The sequence below is a fragment of the Candidatus Chloroploca asiatica genome (assembly GCF_002532075.1).
Lineage (GTDB): Bacteria > Chloroflexota > Chloroflexia > Chloroflexales > Chloroflexaceae > Chloroploca > Chloroploca asiatica.
In genome coordinates this window covers 18,162-33,955 of the sequence record NZ_LYXE01000024.1, presented here as the reverse complement: position 1 = coordinate 33,955, position 15,794 = coordinate 18,162, and the positions used below count along the sequence as shown (strand labels likewise).

The 15,794-nt window shown below is 57.4% G+C and carries 14 protein-coding genes; all 14 read left to right on the top strand.

From position 1 onward, the window contains the following. The first annotated feature begins 11 nt into the window (after positions 1 to 11). Entirely contained in the window at positions 12 to 1,694 is a 1,683-nt protein-coding gene (locus tag A9Q02_RS01930) for a 2-isopropylmalate synthase (RefSeq protein ID WP_097650688.1), read from the top strand. Between the two features lie 64 nt (positions 1,695 to 1,758). Beyond that, the gene (gene pheA, locus A9Q02_RS01925) at positions 1,759 to 2,592 is read left to right on the top strand and encodes a prephenate dehydratase (protein ID WP_097650687.1); all 834 of its coding nucleotides are present in this window, start codon (positions 1,759 to 1,761) and stop codon (positions 2,590 to 2,592) included. Positions 2,593 to 2,629: 37 nt separating this feature from the next. Further along, entirely contained in the window at positions 2,630 to 4,222 is a 1,593-nt protein-coding gene (gene cimA, locus A9Q02_RS01920) for a citramalate synthase (protein WP_097650686.1), read from the top strand. 52 nt (positions 4,223 to 4,274) lie between these two features. Beyond that, entirely contained in the window at positions 4,275 to 5,696 is a 1,422-nt protein-coding gene (leuC, locus tag A9Q02_RS01915) for a 3-isopropylmalate dehydratase large subunit (protein WP_097650685.1), read from the top strand. Positions 5,697 to 5,930: 234 nt separating this feature from the next. Beyond that, on the top strand, positions 5,931 to 6,539 hold the full coding sequence (gene leuD / locus A9Q02_RS01910) for a 3-isopropylmalate dehydratase small subunit (RefSeq protein ID WP_097650684.1): 609 nt from the start codon (positions 5,931 to 5,933) through the stop codon (positions 6,537 to 6,539). Between the two features lie 241 nt (positions 6,540 to 6,780). Continuing rightward, a complete protein-coding gene (locus A9Q02_RS01905) occupies positions 6,781 to 7,524 on the top strand; it encodes a CPBP family intramembrane glutamic endopeptidase (RefSeq protein WP_172450528.1) in 744 nt (247 codons plus the stop codon). A gap of 33 nt (positions 7,525 to 7,557) precedes the next feature. Then, the gene (locus tag A9Q02_RS01900; protein ID WP_097650682.1) at positions 7,558 to 9,387 is read left to right on the top strand and encodes a glycoside hydrolase family 15 protein; all 1,830 of its coding nucleotides are present in this window, start codon (positions 7,558 to 7,560) and stop codon (positions 9,385 to 9,387) included. Positions 9,388 to 9,397: 10 nt separating this feature from the next. Then, positions 9,398 to 10,432 (top strand): GHMP family kinase ATP-binding protein, encoded by a 1,035-nt coding sequence (locus A9Q02_RS01895; protein WP_097650681.1) that lies wholly within the window; start codon positions 9,398 to 9,400, stop codon positions 10,430 to 10,432. Positions 10,433 to 10,498: 66 nt separating this feature from the next. Continuing rightward, positions 10,499 to 11,023, top strand: a complete 525-nt coding sequence (gene accB, locus A9Q02_RS01890; RefSeq protein ID WP_097650680.1) for an acetyl-CoA carboxylase biotin carboxyl carrier protein — start codon at positions 10,499 to 10,501, stop codon at positions 11,021 to 11,023. Between the two features lie 17 nt (positions 11,024 to 11,040). Continuing rightward, positions 11,041 to 12,258, top strand: a complete 1,218-nt coding sequence (gene xseA / locus A9Q02_RS01885) for an exodeoxyribonuclease VII large subunit (protein WP_097650679.1) — start codon at positions 11,041 to 11,043, stop codon at positions 12,256 to 12,258. Next, positions 12,255 to 12,482, top strand: a complete 228-nt coding sequence (gene xseB / locus A9Q02_RS01880) for an exodeoxyribonuclease VII small subunit (protein ID WP_097650678.1) — start codon at positions 12,255 to 12,257, stop codon at positions 12,480 to 12,482. Before xseA ends, xseB begins: the two co-directional genes overlap by 4 nt. Before the next feature lie 23 nt (positions 12,483 to 12,505). Then, the gene (locus tag A9Q02_RS01875; RefSeq protein ID WP_097650677.1) at positions 12,506 to 14,440 is read left to right on the top strand and encodes a hypothetical protein; all 1,935 of its coding nucleotides are present in this window, start codon (positions 12,506 to 12,508) and stop codon (positions 14,438 to 14,440) included. A gap of 64 nt (positions 14,441 to 14,504) precedes the next feature. Next, positions 14,505 to 14,891, top strand: coding sequence for a RidA family protein (locus tag A9Q02_RS01870; RefSeq protein ID WP_245860192.1), 387 nt, complete (start codon positions 14,505 to 14,507; stop codon positions 14,889 to 14,891). Between the two features lie 77 nt (positions 14,892 to 14,968). After that, a complete protein-coding gene (locus A9Q02_RS01865) occupies positions 14,969 to 15,790 on the top strand; it encodes a ComEC/Rec2 family competence protein (protein WP_141508660.1) in 822 nt (273 codons plus the stop codon). The last annotated feature ends 4 nt before the right edge of the window (positions 15,791 to 15,794 follow it).

Below are 15,794 nucleotides of genomic sequence, written 5' to 3'. Positions count from 1 at the left end.
AGAGAGGTGATATGGGAGACAGCCACGTACGAATCTTCGATACGACGCTGCGTGATGGCGAGCAGGCCCCCGGTTGTACGATGACGTTGGAGGAGAAGCTCGAAGTTGCCCGCCAGCTTGCCCGGATGAAGGTAGATATTATCGAAGCGGGCTTTCCCGCCGCTTCGCCAGGCGACTGGGCGGCAGTTCACGAGATCGCCCGTGAAGTTGGTACGGACGATGGCCCCGTGATTGCGGCGCTCGCCCGTGCTGATCGCAACGATATCGAGAAAGCCTGGACGGCCATCCAGCCCGCTGTGAAGAAACGTATCCACACGTTTATGTCTACCTCAGACATTCACCTCGAGCATCAATTCCGCAAGACCCGCGCCGAGTGTCTTGAGGTGATCCGCGACATGGTCACCTATGCCCGCTCGCTCTGTGAGGATGTTGAGTTCTCACCAATGGACGCCGGGCGAAGCGATCCGGCCTTTTTGCGTGAGGCTGTCAGAATCGCCGTTGAAGCCGGGGCGACAACGCTGAATATTCCCGACACCGTTGGCTATCTGACGCCCGATGAGTATGGCGCGATGATCCGTGATCTCCGCGAGAACGTGCCCGGTATCGAGCACTGCATCCTCTCGACCCATTGCCACGATGACCTTGGTGTTGCTGTCGCCAATTCCCTGGCCGGGATGCGCAACGGTGCACGCCAAGTCGAGTGTACGATCAATGGAATCGGCGAGCGGGCCGGCAATGCGTCACTCGAAGAGATCGTGATGGCGATCCATACGCGTGGTCAATTTTATGAGGTGCATACCCAGATCAATACCCACGAGATCGCCCGCGCCTCGCGTCTCGTCTCAAGCTTTATCGGGGTGCCTGTGCCACCCAATAAGGCGATCGTTGGCGCAAATGCGTTTGCCCACGAGTCGGGTATCCACCAGGATGGCGTGCTCAAGAATCGGCTCACCTACGAGATTATGAGCGCCGAAACGGTTGGGCTCGATGGCAATGAACTGGTGCTTGGCAAGCACTCGGGACGCCATGCGTTCCGGAAGCATGTTGAGGCAATGGGCTACAAGCTGAGCACCGAAGAGTTTCAACAGGTCTTCACCCGCTTTAAGGATCTCTGTGACCGTAAGAAGCGCGTTGATGACCGTGATATCGAGGCGCTGATTGCCGGCGAGATGCAGCATACGCCCGATATTTATACGCTCGACCATGTGCAGTATGGCTCGGGCAGCGGGATGATCCCGACCGCCACGGTGCGCCTGATTGGTCCCAATGGTCAGGTGCGCGTTGATAGCGACCAGGGCACTGGTCCCGTTGATGCGATCTACAAAGCGATCAACCGCATTATTCAACGCCCCAATGAATTGATGGAATTCTCGATCAACGCGATCACTGAAGGGCTCGATGCCGTCGCCGAAGTGACGGTGCGCATCCGCGAACAGGGCCATGCCGGGCTGAATATGGCCGCCAGTACCAGTACCGCCGCCAGTCTCACCGGGCGCCGCGCTGCGCAGCAGATCTTTAGTGGCTATGGGGTGCATACCGATACCATCATGGCCGCGGCCTATGCGTATATGGCCGCCCTCAATAAGATGCTCGCGGCACGCCAAGAACGCATCAAGGCCGAAGCTGTCGCGTACGCCGCTGGCTATAGCACCGACTCTGATGGCGGGCTGCCGGTCGATCTCTTTGGGGGATGATGCTGTTTCAGACCAATACGGCTAGCTTCGCTAGTCGTATTGGTCTGAAGAAGCGAAATAACCTATGAATTTGATTGCTTACCTTGGCCCACCAGGTACCTTCTCAGAAGAAGCCGCGCTTGCGTATGCAGCCACCCGGCCTGAATTAGGCTTGTTGTCGCTGACTAGTATCCCCGCCGTCGTTACCGCGATTGAGACCGGGGCCGCCCTGGTGGGGGTGCTGCCTATCGAGAATCTGCTCGAAGGCAGTGTCACGTATACCCTCGATCTGTTGATCCATGAGACAAGTTTGCAGATCGTTGGCGAGATCGTCATTCCGATCCGCCAATATCTGGTGGCGCGTCCGGGGATGAGTCTCAACGCGATCGAGGTGCTCTATGCCCATCCCCAGAGTCTTGGGCAGTGTCGGCGTTTTGTCGAGCGCTGTTTGCCTGGGGTTGCGACGGTGGCATCGCTCTCGAATAGTGCGGCCCCCGCCGAGGCCGTTGCCGATGACCGCAAGGCCGCAGCCATTAGTACCCTGAGGGCCGCTGAGTTGACTGGTACGCACATCCTTGCCCGCGATATTGCCGATAACCTCGGCAATGTCACGCGCTTTATTGTCCTGGCAACCGCCGATGCGCCTCCAACTGGTGACGATAAGACGAGTTTCTGCTTTGGCTTTACGGAAGATCGTGCCGGAACATTGGTCGGTGCGCTGCTCGAGCTCGCCGAAGCAAACATCAATATGACCAAGCTCGAGTCACGTCCGTCCAAGGCTGTCCTTGGGCAGTATATCTTTCTGGTTGATGTCAATGGGCATCGCGAAGATCCGCACGTGAAACAAACCCTTGAACGCATTAGTGCCAAAACCGGTATGTTCAAGGTGTTCGGTAGTTACCCACGCTGGAAGGCGTAAGCGCTCCCCTGGCCCAACCAAGATTGGAGGCAAAGCCATGCAGATCATGCTTTATGATACGACGCTTCGTGATGGTACGCAGCGCGAAGGCATGTCCCTTTCATGCGAAGACAAACTCAAAATCGCCCGCATTCTTGATGATCTTGGCATTCATTATATTGAAGGGGGCTGGCCTGGCTCGAATCCAAAAGATGCCGAGTTTTTTCGGCGGGTGAAAAGCCTCGGTCTAACCCATGCACGTGTGGCCGCTTTTGGTGCGACCCGGCACGCGGGCAATCGCTGCGAAGATGATGCGAATGTGCAGGCGCTCGTTGCAGCCGAGACACCGGTCGTGACGCTGGTCGGCAAGAGTTCGATCCTCCACGTGGAACAGGTGCTCGAGACGACCCGTGAAGAGAATCTGGCGATGATTGCTGATACGGTCGCCTATTTCAAGCAGCGCGACAAAGAAGTTGTCTACGATGCCGAACACTTTTTTGATGGCTACAAGCTTGATCCCGACTATACGTTGGCAACGCTTGCCGCTGCTGCCCGCGCCGGAGCCAATTGCCTGGTGCTCTGCGATACCAATGGCGGGGCGCTGCCGCACGAGGTTGCCGCGATCACGCGTGAGGTTCGCACCTCTTTCCGCGCCCAGGGTTTGCCCGAACCTGACCTCGGGATCCATACACACAATGATGGTGCCCTGGCCGTCGCGAATGCGCTCGCCGCTGTGCAAGAGGGGGTTCGTCAAGTGCAAGGGACGATCAACGGCTATGGTGAGCGTTGCGGCAATATGGATCTGATCCCTGTGATTGCGAATTTGCAACTAAAGCTTGGCTATGCGTGCGTCAGCCGGGCGCAACTGCAAAAACTTAGCGACGTTGCGCACAGCGTGGCCGCAATCGCCAACCTCAATCCTGATCCGCACGCAGCCTACGTGGGTCGCAGTGCCTTTGCCCACAAGGGCGGTATTCACGTCGCCGCCATCGAGAAGGTTGAGTCAAGCTATCAGCACATTGACCCCACCCTGGTCGGCAATACCAAACGAGTGGTGGTGAGCGAACTCGCGGGTCGGGGCAATATCCGCGTACGCGCCGAGGAACTGGGCCTGACCCTGCAAGGCGTCGAAGGCAATGTGGTGCAGCGCATCAAAGAACTTGAACACCGCGGGTTTCAGTTTGAAGCCGCTGAAGGGAGTTTCGAGATGCTGATCCGGCGTAGCGCGGTTGATTATGCGCCTCCCTTTGACCTGCTCGACTTTACGGTCATTGTGGAAAAACGGGGCAACCACCAGATCACCTCGCAGGCGACGGTTAAGGTGCGCATTGGCGATCAGGTGATGCATACCGCTGCCGAGGGCGATGGGCCAGTCAATGCACTCGACGGCGCCATCCGCAAAGCGCTGTTGCCCCACTATCCCGAACTTGCCGAGGTGCGCCTGGTTGACTACAAAGTACGCATTATTGACGAGCATCGCGGCACCGCCGCAACGCCCCGTGTGCTGATCGAGAGTGCCAGAGGCGACGAACGCTGGTCCACCATTGGGGCCTCGCATAATATCATTGAAGCAAGTTATCAGGCTCTGTGGGACAGTCTCGAATTGCCCCTGCTGCGCTCACGCGAGCGCCAGAACAGAAAGTCTTCATAAGTTCCATCTCTACCCGTTTTTGACGCAGTGGTACAACCTAGAAAGCAAATCAATGCCAAAGACCCTCTTTGACAATGTATGGGATGCCCATATTGTTCGCCCTGAGACACCGGACACACCAGCGGTGCTCTATATTGATCTCCACCTGATCCACGAGGTCACCTCGCCCCAGGCCTTTACCGAATTACGCCAACGCGGGTTGCGCGTGCGTCGGCCTGATCGCACTTTGGCAACCATGGATCACAGTACGCCAACAACGCCCCGCAATGCCCTGGGCATCATCCCGGTGATTGACCCCCAGGCGATTGCCCAGCTTGACCAGTTGCGTAAAAACTGTGCCGACTTTGACATTCCGCTCTTCGAGCTAGGCAGCGCCAACCAGGGCATTGTCCACGTGATTGGTCCCGAGCAGGGTCTGACCCAACCTGGCATGACGATTGTCTGTGGCGATAGCCACACTAGCACCCACGGCGCTTTTGGGGCGCTCGCGTTTGGCATCGGTACGTCAGAGGTAGGCCATGTGCTCGCCAGCCAGTGTCTGCTCCAGTCGCGGCCCAAAACCTGTGCCGTCCGTATCGAGGGGCGGTTGCACCCCGGGGTGACGGCCAAGGATATTATTCTCGCGCTGATTGCCAAATATGGGGTAGGCGGCGGCACCGGGCACGTTTTTGAGTATATGGGCGAAGCGATGCGCGCGCTTTCGATGGAAGAGCGAATGACGATCTGCAACATGAGCATCGAAGGCGGCGCACGCGCCGGCATGGTTGCCCCCGACGAGACAACCTTTGAGTATGTCGCCGGGCGCCCGTATGCGCCCAAAGGCGCTGACTTCGACGCAGCCGTGGCCCGCTGGCGCACCTTGCCCAGTGACCCCGAGGCCGTCTTTGACAAAGAGATGTTCCTCGATGCCTCGAGTCTTGCCCCGATGATCACCTATGGCACCAACCCCGGGATGGGCATCCCAATTGATGCACCGGTGCCGACCCCTGAACAGATGCCCGATCCCGGTAGCCGCCAGGAACTCGACGCGGCCTTGAATTATATGAAGCTTGAGCCTGGCAAGCCCCTGCTCGGCCACCCGATTGATGTGGTCTTCATTGGCTCGTGTACCAACTCGCGCATCAACGATTTGCGCCAGGTCGCCCACCATCTGCGCGGGCGCAAAGTTGCCGACGGGATCCGCGTGATGGTCGTTCCAGGCAGCCAGCAGGTCAAACGCCAAGCTGAAGAAGAGGGCCTCGACACGATCTTCAAAGCGGCAGGGGCCGAATGGCGCGAAGCCGGCTGCTCGGCGTGTCTCGGTATGAATGCCGACCAGGTGCCCCCAGGCAAATACGCCGTCTCGACGAGCAACCGCAACTTTGTTGGGCGGCAAGGACCAGGCGCACGTACCATGCTCGCCAGTCCGCTCACCGCCGTCGCTTCAGCCCTGACCGGGGTTGTCACCGACCCGCGGACCTTGCTTGACCAGTGACAAGGCCTGCCGCCCCCCAAACATTGGGATGCTGGTCATCTGTTGCCAACTGCGCTGGCAGCAGATGACCAGCATCCCAACCGATGGAAGGGCGGCAGCCCTAACGTTCATGCCCATGGGGCCTGCAACCCCCAAGCATCTCGCGTATACACACGGGTTTGTAGGGCGTCAGCCCTAACGTTCATGCGCATGGAGCCACAGGCCCCATGCGCAAAGAAAGCGAGACTACATCACATGGAACCGATCACAACCTTTGCTGGCAAGGCGGTTGCCTTGCCGATTGATAATGTCGATACCGATCAGGTCATTCCAGCCAAATATCTGAAAGTAACCGACAAGAGCGGGCTGGCCGAAGGGCTCTTTACAGTCTGGCGGTACCTGCCAGATGGCACGCCCAACCCCGATTTTGCCCTGAATCGCCCCGAGGCAGCCGGTGCAACCGTGCTTGTCGCCGGGCGCAATTTTGGCTGTGGCAGTTCGCGCGAACATGCACCGTGGGCGCTGGAGGGCTACGGCTTCAAGGCGATTATCTCACCCTATTTTGCCGACATCTTTCGTGGCAATGCCTTGAAAATTGGCCTGTTACCGGTAACCGTTGATGAAGAGACCTACCACGAACTCTTGAGCCATATCGAAGAAGACCCCGAAACCTCGGTGACCATTGACCTCGCGGCCCAGCAGGTCATCTTGCCGGGAGGGCGAGCGGTCGCCTTCCCCATCGACAACTTTGCCCGTCACTGCCTCCTCAACGGAGTCGATCAACTCGGCTTCCTGATGCAACAGGACGAGGCCGTACGCATTTACGAAGCTGCGAGCCCGATCACCCTGAATACCCACCTGTGACCTGATGGCGATTGCATCTTCCGTGTATGCACCCCGCCAGGGCACCCGCAAGGGGTGCCCCTACACCGGGTCCGGCCCCCGGCCTGGAGGGGCACCCCTTGCGGGTGCCCTGATAGCGCGTCTTTTTGTCTCCGGTTTCGTATGATGCAATCGCCCTGGCTGCGCAGCAAACCTCCATTGCCAACATGGACGCAATATGTTATAAGGGAATCAAACCTTATACGGAGTAGCATCCATGTACATGGAAGAATCGATCACGTCCCCGGAGTCACCGCAACCCACGCCTACACCGCCTGCCTGGGGTTGGCGGAGTGTGGGCCTGGCTGCCATGATGAGCATCGGGGCTTTGATTGTCTTGAGTTTGATGGTTCAGATCCTTACCAGCGGACTGGGCCTCGAGGTCGGCACTGGCATTGTTTCGCCCGTCCTCTATCTCGTCATGGTGGGCTTTTATCTCAGCCTGATCGGAGGGGTCTACCTCTTTGCGGCACGCCACGCTGGCTGGGAAGCTCTCGGTGTCCGTTCGGCGAGCCGACGTGATTATCTGCTGGTCATTCCCTTCTATCTTGCGGCACTCTTTTTGCTTATTTTGATCAATAGTCTTATCGTTTTTTTGATCGGGGATTTTGAAAACCCTCAGATCGAAGCAATCAGTGGCGGACGAGCGCTGACGAGTGCAGAGTTGGTCATGCTCTTGTTGCTTGTCGCAGGGCTGGTTCCTTTCGCCGAAGAACTCTTCTTTCGCGGAATGATCTACCCATTGATGCGCTATCGTACGTCTCTCATCACGGCTATTGCGCTGAACGCCGCTGCGTTCACCGTTGTCCACGTCATTCCAGTCATCTTCCCAGCCCTATTTGTCTTAGGTCTATTGCTCGCCTATCTACGTGAACGCAGTGGCTCGATCTGGCCTAGTGTCCTCTTGCATATGATGCAAAACGGCCTGGCGATCCTGGCGATCAATGCAGCACTGGCGGGGACATAAAGACAAGCCACAGCAACCATAGAAAGCAAAGCTATGCCTTACCAACCCATTGAAAACTACGGCGTCATTGGAGACATGCATAGTGTTGCCTTGATCGCGATGAATGGTTCACTCGACTGGCTCTGCTTCCCCCATTTCGACTCACCGGCAGTCTTCGCCGCCATCCTGGATGATGCTCGCGGCGGACGCTTTCAGATCGAGCCAATTGCCAGTGAGATACGGCACAAGCAGTTTTACTGGCCCGACACCAATGTACTGGTAACCCGCTTTTATTGTGCGGAGGGCGTGGGGGAAGTCGTTGATTTTATGCCTGTCGGTCGCGCCGCGTCAAGCGAGCACGTCCATCAGGTCATCAGGCGGGTGGGTGTGGTACGCGGCACCATGCGCTTTCGTATGCGCTGTGCGCCCGCATTTAACTATGCTCGCGATGCCCATACCATGATCTTTGATGGTTGTGGGGTCATTTTTCGTACACCAGCATTGAGTCTCGTGCTTACTGCACCCATTCAGATGAGGGAGGAAAACGACGCAGCCATTGCCGAGTTTACCCTCAACGAGCAAGAGACGATCCATTTTGTGTTGGAAGAGTTGCAACAGACACCGCCTGTTTGCCCGCCCGCCGCGTATATCCAGCACCAGTTCGAGGCCACGGTAGACTACTGGCACCGCTGGTTGGCTCAGTGTACCTATACCGGGCGCTGGCGCGAAATTGTATATCGTTCGGCCTTAGCCCTTAAATTACTTACCTTTGCGCCAACCGGAGCCATCGTAGCCGCGGCAACCTGCAGTCTTCCCGAAGAGATCGGTGGGGTGCGTAACTGGGATTATCGCTACACCTGGATCCGTGATGCCGCCTTTACCCTTTATGCCTTGATGCGCATCGGATTTACCGAGGAGGCTCAGGCATTCATGCAGTGGGTCGAAGCACGCTGCCATGAACTTGAACCCGATGGCTCGCTGCAGATCATGTATGGCATTGATGGCCGGCATACACTGGTTGAAGAAGAGCTTGACCATCTGGAAGGCTATCGTCAATCACGCCCTGTGCGCATTGGAAACGGCGCTTACAACCAGTTGCAACTTGATATTTACGGCGAATTGCTTGATGCAGTCTACCTCTTCAACAAACATGGGGCACCAATTTCATATGACCTCTGGTGTGAACTGCGGCGCATGATCAACTGGGTGTGTGCAAACTGGCACCGGAAAGACGAAGGTATCTGGGAGGTGCGGGGCGAGCCTCAGCATTTTGTCTACTCCAAACTGATGTGCTGGGTCGCCATTGACCGGGGGCTGCGCATTGCCGAGAAACGCTCGTTCCCGGCTGAACGCGACACCTGGCTTAGGGTACGTGATCAGATCTTCGAGGAGATCATGGAACAGGGCTGGAGTGACGAGCATCAAGCGTTTATGCAATTTTATGGATCTGACACGCTGGATGCCTCGAACCTCATGATGCCCCTGGTCTTTTTTGTCGCCGCCAATGATCCACGCATGCGGTCAACGCTCAAAGCCATCATGCGTTCACCTGCCGAGGGGGGGTTACTTGCCAATAGTCTCGTTTACCGTTACGATCCAGCGCATGGAGTTGACGGACTGCCTGGCGAAGAGGGGGCCTTTAACATTTGCACCTTCTGGCTGGTCGAAGCGTTGACCCGCGCTTCGGTCACCGAACCAGCCTTGCAGGAACAGGCGCGCCTGATCTTTGAACGGATGTTAACATATGCCAATCATGTGGGCCTCTACGCCGAACAGACGGGCGCCCGTGGCGAAGCGTTGGGCAATTTCCCTCAGGCGTTTACGCATCTGGCCCTGATCAGCGCCGCCGTCAACCTTGATCACGCCCTCGGAGGTGAACGGTAATGAGGAGTGTATGAAGATCTACAAAGCCCGCGCCCCGATGCGGATAGGCTTTTTTGGCGGAGGAACTGACGTAAGCCCGTATGCTGAAGAGCATGGTGGCAAGGTGTTGAATTGTACGATCAACTTATATGTGCGCTGTATGCTTAACCCCAGCATACAACCGGGCCTTACCATCCGCTCACTTGATCTGCAAGAAGTGAGTCGTATGGTAAGTGGGCGCGTCTGGGATGGGAAACTGGCGCTGCCGCAGGCCGTGCTCGACGCAATGCCGCATTTGCAACCCTCCCTCGAAGCAACCCAACCGGGCTACAAGATTACGATGTTCAGCGATGCACCGCCGGGCAGTGGGCTGGGATCCTCGTCGGCCCTCGTTGTGAGCATGCTCAAACTGCTCTACAATGTTGCCAACGAGAGCTTTGATGCCCATGAACTCGCTGAACTCGCCTATCGCATCGAACGGGTTGACCTGGGCATCCCTGGGGGGCGCCAGGATCAGTATGCGGCTGTTTTTGGTGGCATGTGTGTGTACCACTTTGGCAAAGGTCGCGTGATTGTTGAACCAGTGGTCACTGACCCGACCGCCCTGCTCGAACTCGAGAGTTGCCTCATTATTGGCTATATCGGTGATCGTCAACTCCTCCGTCATCATTTGATGGAAGACCAGGTGCAACGCCTCGTCAGTGGCGATACGCTGCGTTACCACGACGAGACCAAAGCGTTTGTCGACGAAGCCACCAGGCTGCTCCGCGAGTTGCGCATTGCCGATTTTGGCCGCTTGCTGCACGATGCCTGGGAAGTCAAAAAAGCCTTTTCACCCCACATCGCCCCGCCCATCGTTGACGAGGTCTATGCGCTGGCGCGACGCCATGGTGCCTGGGGGGGCAAAATCACCGGGGCTGGCGGGGGCGGCTTTATGGTCTTTGCGTGCCCCTTTGACCGTCGGCTCGAACTCGAACGCGTGCTGAGAGAAGCGGGGGTTCAGATGCGCCCCTTCTCTTTTGTAACCCACGGGGTACAGGCCTGGACAGTGCAAGAGCATGTGTAGCAAGTGCCGGTCTGAATCTATGCTACAATGGGCTAGATCCTATCACATGGAGGCTCTAGGCAAGTTATGAGTGACGTACCAATCGAGACCGCCACAGCGGAAACCGATCTCTACGGGTTGAGTGCCGTACGCGAATTATTGGGCATGATTGACAAGAGTGACGTCACCGAGATTCTTATCGAACGTGGCGAAATCAAGCTGCATATCAAACGTGGCACGGTCATTACGACAGCACAACCAATGACAATGGCACCAATGATTCAGCCGTCATATATGCCTGGACCGATCCCAACGATGCCAATGCCATCGGCATTTACGCCAGAAGAGCCGCCGCCCACCGAAATGCCCGCCGGGCACACGATCACGGCTCCGATGGTCGGCACGTTCTATGCGTCCCCTTCACCCAAAGACGCGCCCTTCGTCCAGGAAGGCGATGAGTTGCGGGCCGGCGATCCCATCGGGATCATTGAAGCGATGAAGATGATGAATGAGATCGAAAGCGATATTGCCGGACGCGTTGCCCGCATTCTGGTCAAGAATGGGCAACCTGTCGAGTATGGGCAGGCGCTGATGATCATCGAGCCACTGTAACGTCGTTGCAGGGAACCATGCATCAGGCGCTTTCAGTCTCGGCGGTGACGACCTATCTCCGCGAGTTGTTAGAGTCACATCCGCTCCTGGGTGATCTCTGGGTGCAGGGTGAGATCGCCGAATTCAAGCGCCATGCAGCCTCAGGCCATTGTTATTTTAGCCTCAAAGACGAGGGTGGCCTGGTACGCGCTGTGATGTGGCGAAGCAATGCCGTGCGCTTGAGTCAGTTGCCCCGCACGGGCGATCTTGTGTTGGCGCATGGCTATCTTTCGCTCTATGCGCCTCGTGGTGAACTGCAACTCTATACCGACACCCTGCTGCCCGCCGGGGTCGGCTTGCTCTATGCACGCTTCGAAGCCTTGCGCGCCCGCCTCGAGGCTGAAGGGCTCTTTGCCGTTGAACGTAAACGACCCTTGCCAAGGTTGCCACGACGAATCGGGCTGGTAACCGCACCCGGCGGGGCCGCGCTGCAGGATATGCTCACCATCCTCGCTCGCCGTTGCCCCCTCAGCGAGGTGCTGGTGGCACCATGCCTTGTCCAGGGTGAACGGGCCCCCGCAAGCATTGTGGCCGCCCTCACCACTGTCTATGCAGCCGGGGTCGATCTCGTCATCCTCGCGCGCGGCGGTGGCTCGCTTGAGGATCTCTGGGCTTTTAATGATGAGGCGGTTGCACGCGCAGTCTTTGCTAGTCCGGTGCCGCTGATCACCGGGGTTGGGCACGAGACCGATACGACGATGGTTGATTATGTGGCCGACCTGCGGGCACCCACCCCCTCGGTGGCCGCGGAACTGGCGGTTCCCGAACACGACGATCTTTTGGCCCTGGTATGGCAAAGCCGGATGCGCCTCGATCAGGGTGTTGACGCCCTGCTCAACCGCACGCAGGCTGACCTGGCAAACGCACGTTCGACGATTGAACGCCATACGCCCCTCCGTCGCCTGGCCCGTGATCGCCAACAGGTTGATGACCTGGGACGACGCCTTGACCGAGCCGTTGACCGGACAACCGCTATGTGCCAACTTGCCCTACAAGGCCTGGTGGCCCGCCTTGCCACGCTGAGTCCACAGGCGACCCTGCAACGGGGCTATGCCGTGGTACGCCACGCAACGACAGGGCACGTGCTCGGTTCGGTCACAGGTGTTCAGTCTGGGACTCCACTGCAGATTGACCTCCGTGATGGCACGCTCGCAGCAGTCACTGTCCCCTTAGCAGAAGAAGAGGAGTCCGAATGAGCAACCCATCTGATGTCGAGACGTACGAAGCGCTCTATGGGCAACTACAAGCGGTCGTGAATCGTCTTGAACAGGGCGATCTGCCGCTCGCCGAAGCCTTGATGCTCTATGAACAGGGGACACGCCTCGCTGATGCGTGCCAGAAACTTCTTGATCACGCCGAAATGCGTGTACAGGAACTCCGTAGCAACGAAGTTTATCCCGATCTTGACCTAGAGGCATAAGGCCAGATCCGGAGCAGAAGCACATGCAGGTGGTCGAAAGTTATCATCGTTATAGTCGGCTGACGACATCAGCCCTTAGCTGGTTCTCAGCCGGTTTCATTGTGATGAGTCTCGGCTGGCTTGGGCTTACAATCCTGCAAGGTGTCTGGATCTTGAACGGGATCACGCCCGAGATGCTGCGATCATGGCCACTGCTGGGGTTCATTGGGTCATGGTCTGGTCAAGCGACCAGCATGACCGCCTTTGTTCCTACGCTGCTGCCGCCACTGTTCGCTAGTGCCATCGCTCTTTTTGTCACCTTGCTCGTGCGCAATGCGTTTCCGGCTATCCGCACCAGCAGTGTTGGCATACTGGTGGAGTTTGCCGGAACATGGTTGCCCCTGAAATGGGAAGATCTGCGGGTGCTCCGCGTTACACCCTATGCCCAAGGAACCAAGTTTATCGTCCTCGTTGAAGTGTTTCACCGGCGCTTAACACCATGGCACCGCATCTATAGTGCGCTCTATGGCTATGGCTCTCAACGTGGTTTCTATATCGCTTCGGGCATTGATCGTTTTGACCCCCTGCTCAAGACCATCCTGAGCCAAAGTGAACGTACAGCGCGCGCCATCGAGGGGGCAAAGGTAATCCAGACCCGCGAGTACGATCATTCGACCTTTTTTCGGTTGTTGCTGCATCCTCGTTCCTTCTGGCACGATGAGCATGGTCTGAATACCAGACCACCTCCTACCACCAACGGGCCAGTCGTTGCAGGATATGCGGAACGGGTGCGCATCATCGTCGGGGGTGTCATTCTTCTGTTCAGTGCGGCTTTGCTCTTCACCTATCTCGATGCCTGGGTTCGCTTTGTTGCCCTCACCATCCCCGAGGTGCGTCAAGTGATCCCCTTCCAGTGGCTTCAGGACAACGCCCGCTATGCGGCACTCTTTGCAGCCTATCCCAACCAGGCGATTCCGTTCACCGGCCTGGTCGAATTTCCCGATCTGCCGACACCAGGATGGCTGCTGATGGCGGCTCATCTTCGCCTGGCCGTGGGGTTACCCTTGCTGATCTGGCTGCGTAGTCTTGTGCCAACCGTCGAGTCACGCAGTGAAGGTCTCGCCGTCCGCCTTGCACTGGGCCGACGCTGGCGTGTCATTCCCTGGACAGACGTGAGCGCGGTGAAGGCGACCGAGTTGTCTGAAGAGAGCCAGATTGTCCTGTTGCAAGCACGAGGACTACCCCAGGCTAGTCGGCTGACGAGTCTGCTCTACGACGGAACGCGATCACCGGGGATCGTGATCCGATCCACGATGATCTATTTTCAGCCCCTGCTGGAACACGCTTTGCGTCGCATCACACGCCTTCAAGAGCTAGATCGCCCTCCTATCTTGCAACAAGAGGCCCATTCGCTCCTCTTCTGGCTCGCGCTGCAACGTGAGAACATTCTGGAAAAACTGGTGCTTGAGGTACGTGATGATCCGGCTACCCTGCAACTTGATCGACGCTCGTTGCTGAGTGGCCTTCAGCCAATGCTGATGGTTGCCCTGCTGCCGGTCGTGCTGATCCTCAGCTATAGTCTCTTGCAGGATGCCCCTCCTCACTGGTTTTTGCTCGGCGCAATGGCAGGGTTCTGGCTGGCCGGGGTGCTAGAATGGCCGCTGATCTGTTTTGTGTCTATGCTGATCGATCAACGAACGGGAGGGGGCCAAGAGGGAAGTCGTGCCTTTGTGCTCTACCCTGTTACCCAACTCCCCCGCATCTTACCTTTGCTGGTAGGCGTTATCGCCCTGAGCAGTGGCTTGCCGCTTGTCGCTGTGCTCGCATGGCTTGCCGCGATCGTCTGGTCCTATTTTTTGACGTCAGTGCTCTTTGAGCAACTTTATGCCTGGCGAGGAGCCGAGGTTATCCTCGGTGGGTTGATGCCCGTGTTATGGCAATTACTGATGATGGTCGGCTATCTAGTGATCATGCGGTAATAGTCATAGCAGTTGATGCGCATGCTATATAATGGGAAGGTTCGTTTGTACAAGGAGGTAGGGAATGCATTTGCAACGGATTGTGGTCAGTACAGTTGATGCGCCAAAAGCGATCGGCCCCTATTCACAGGGAATCATCGCAGGGAACATGGTTTTTATCTCAGGACAATTGCCGATTAATCCTATCACCGGAGAGATGGTTGAGGGGACTATTGGAGCAATGACGCGGCAGATCTTTGACAATCTGTCAGCCATACTGCATGCCGCCGGCACAAGCCTTGAGCGTACGGTCAAAGTCACCGTTTTTCTGGCTGACATGAACGACTTCCAGGCAATGAATGAAGCGTATGCCGAGTTCTTTCCGCTCAATCCACCGGCTCGTTCGACGATTCAGGTTGCCCGCCTCCCACGTGATGCACGGGTCGAAATCGAACTTATTGCCGCGATTTAGGCCTCGGTCACGTATCTTTCTAGCTCACTGTGCGGTACAACGAGTAACGCTTGCAACAACCCACAGTGAGCTTTGTTATGCACCTTTCACAACGATCCATTCTTCACGCTACCTTGATGATCATCGGTTTGCTCGGTGTGCTTGCCGCCATTGCCTGGCAGCAGCGCCCTGACGGATATCTGCACCTTTCCTTGCTGAACGTGACCGGCGACGCCGCCTTGCTTCGCACCCCAGCAGGGCGTTTTGTCCTCATTGATGGCGGGAGCGAAGGCGATCAACTCTTGCTCTTGCTGGGGCGCTTGATGCCCTTCTGGCAACGCGATCTGCAGGCTGTCATTCTGACCGGAACCGATCCCAAGCGTGTGCCTGGTCAGGTTGCCGCCTTGAGCCACTATGCCATTGGCTATGCCCTCGCCCCACCAGGGCTTGGGCGTACGGGATATGCTGGTGAGTGGCAAAGGCTGCTTGGTGCCCATGCAACGCCGGTGGCAAGGTTGCGGCCAGGCCAGCGCTTTGCGCTTGACGACGTTGTCTTTGTGGTGATCGACGTGCAAGAAGGCCAAGAAGGTGGTGTTGTTCTGCTCGTGACCTATGGGGCGACCCGCGTGCTCTTTCATACTGGCGGACGTGATGGCGATCAAGCCGCATTACGTGCCGCCAAAGATCCCGTTGATCTTTTGATCTATCCGTGGGCACGCGAATTGCAGACTAGTGCGGTACAGCAGCTACGACCACGGGCAATCGCCTTTAGCAGTGCCTATAGCACCGAACACCCGGTCTTGTTGAGCTATGCCGAGCGCCGACGCTTCAGCCCCCAGGTACAGCACCCACGGGCCGACGGACGCATCGAGTGGATGAGTGATGGCCGCACGGCACGCATTGTGCTCCACCCTGATTGATCTA

What these genes read in the sequence shown, in the direction of transcription:
- A9Q02_RS01930 (WP_097650688.1), top strand. Translation starts at nt 12, where the DNA reads ATGGGAGACAGCCACGTACGAATCTTCGATACGACGCTGCGTGATGGC.
- pheA (WP_097650687.1), top strand. Translation starts at nt 1,759, where the DNA reads ATGAATTTGATTGCTTACCTTGGCCCACCAGGTACCTTCTCAGAAGAA.
- cimA (WP_097650686.1), top strand. Translation starts at nt 2,630, where the DNA reads ATGCAGATCATGCTTTATGATACGACGCTTCGTGATGGTACGCAGCGC.
- leuC (WP_097650685.1), top strand. Translation starts at nt 4,275, where the DNA reads ATGCCAAAGACCCTCTTTGACAATGTATGGGATGCCCATATTGTTCGC.
- leuD (WP_097650684.1), top strand. Translation starts at nt 5,931, where the DNA reads ATGGAACCGATCACAACCTTTGCTGGCAAGGCGGTTGCCTTGCCGATT.
- A9Q02_RS01905 (WP_172450528.1), top strand. Translation starts at nt 6,781, where the DNA reads ATGGAAGAATCGATCACGTCCCCGGAGTCACCGCAACCCACGCCTACA.
- A9Q02_RS01900 (WP_097650682.1), top strand. Translation starts at nt 7,558, where the DNA reads ATGCCTTACCAACCCATTGAAAACTACGGCGTCATTGGAGACATGCAT.
- A9Q02_RS01895 (WP_097650681.1), top strand. Translation starts at nt 9,398, where the DNA reads ATGAAGATCTACAAAGCCCGCGCCCCGATGCGGATAGGCTTTTTTGGC.
- accB (WP_097650680.1), top strand. Translation starts at nt 10,499, where the DNA reads ATGAGTGACGTACCAATCGAGACCGCCACAGCGGAAACCGATCTCTAC.
- xseA (WP_097650679.1), top strand. Translation starts at nt 11,041, where the DNA reads ATGCATCAGGCGCTTTCAGTCTCGGCGGTGACGACCTATCTCCGCGAG.
- xseB (WP_097650678.1), top strand. Translation starts at nt 12,255, where the DNA reads ATGAGCAACCCATCTGATGTCGAGACGTACGAAGCGCTCTATGGGCAA.
- A9Q02_RS01875 (WP_097650677.1), top strand. Translation starts at nt 12,506, where the DNA reads ATGCAGGTGGTCGAAAGTTATCATCGTTATAGTCGGCTGACGACATCA.
- A9Q02_RS01870 (WP_245860192.1), top strand. Translation starts at nt 14,505, where the DNA reads ATGCATTTGCAACGGATTGTGGTCAGTACAGTTGATGCGCCAAAAGCG.
- A9Q02_RS01865 (WP_141508660.1), top strand. Translation starts at nt 14,969, where the DNA reads ATGCACCTTTCACAACGATCCATTCTTCACGCTACCTTGATGATCATC.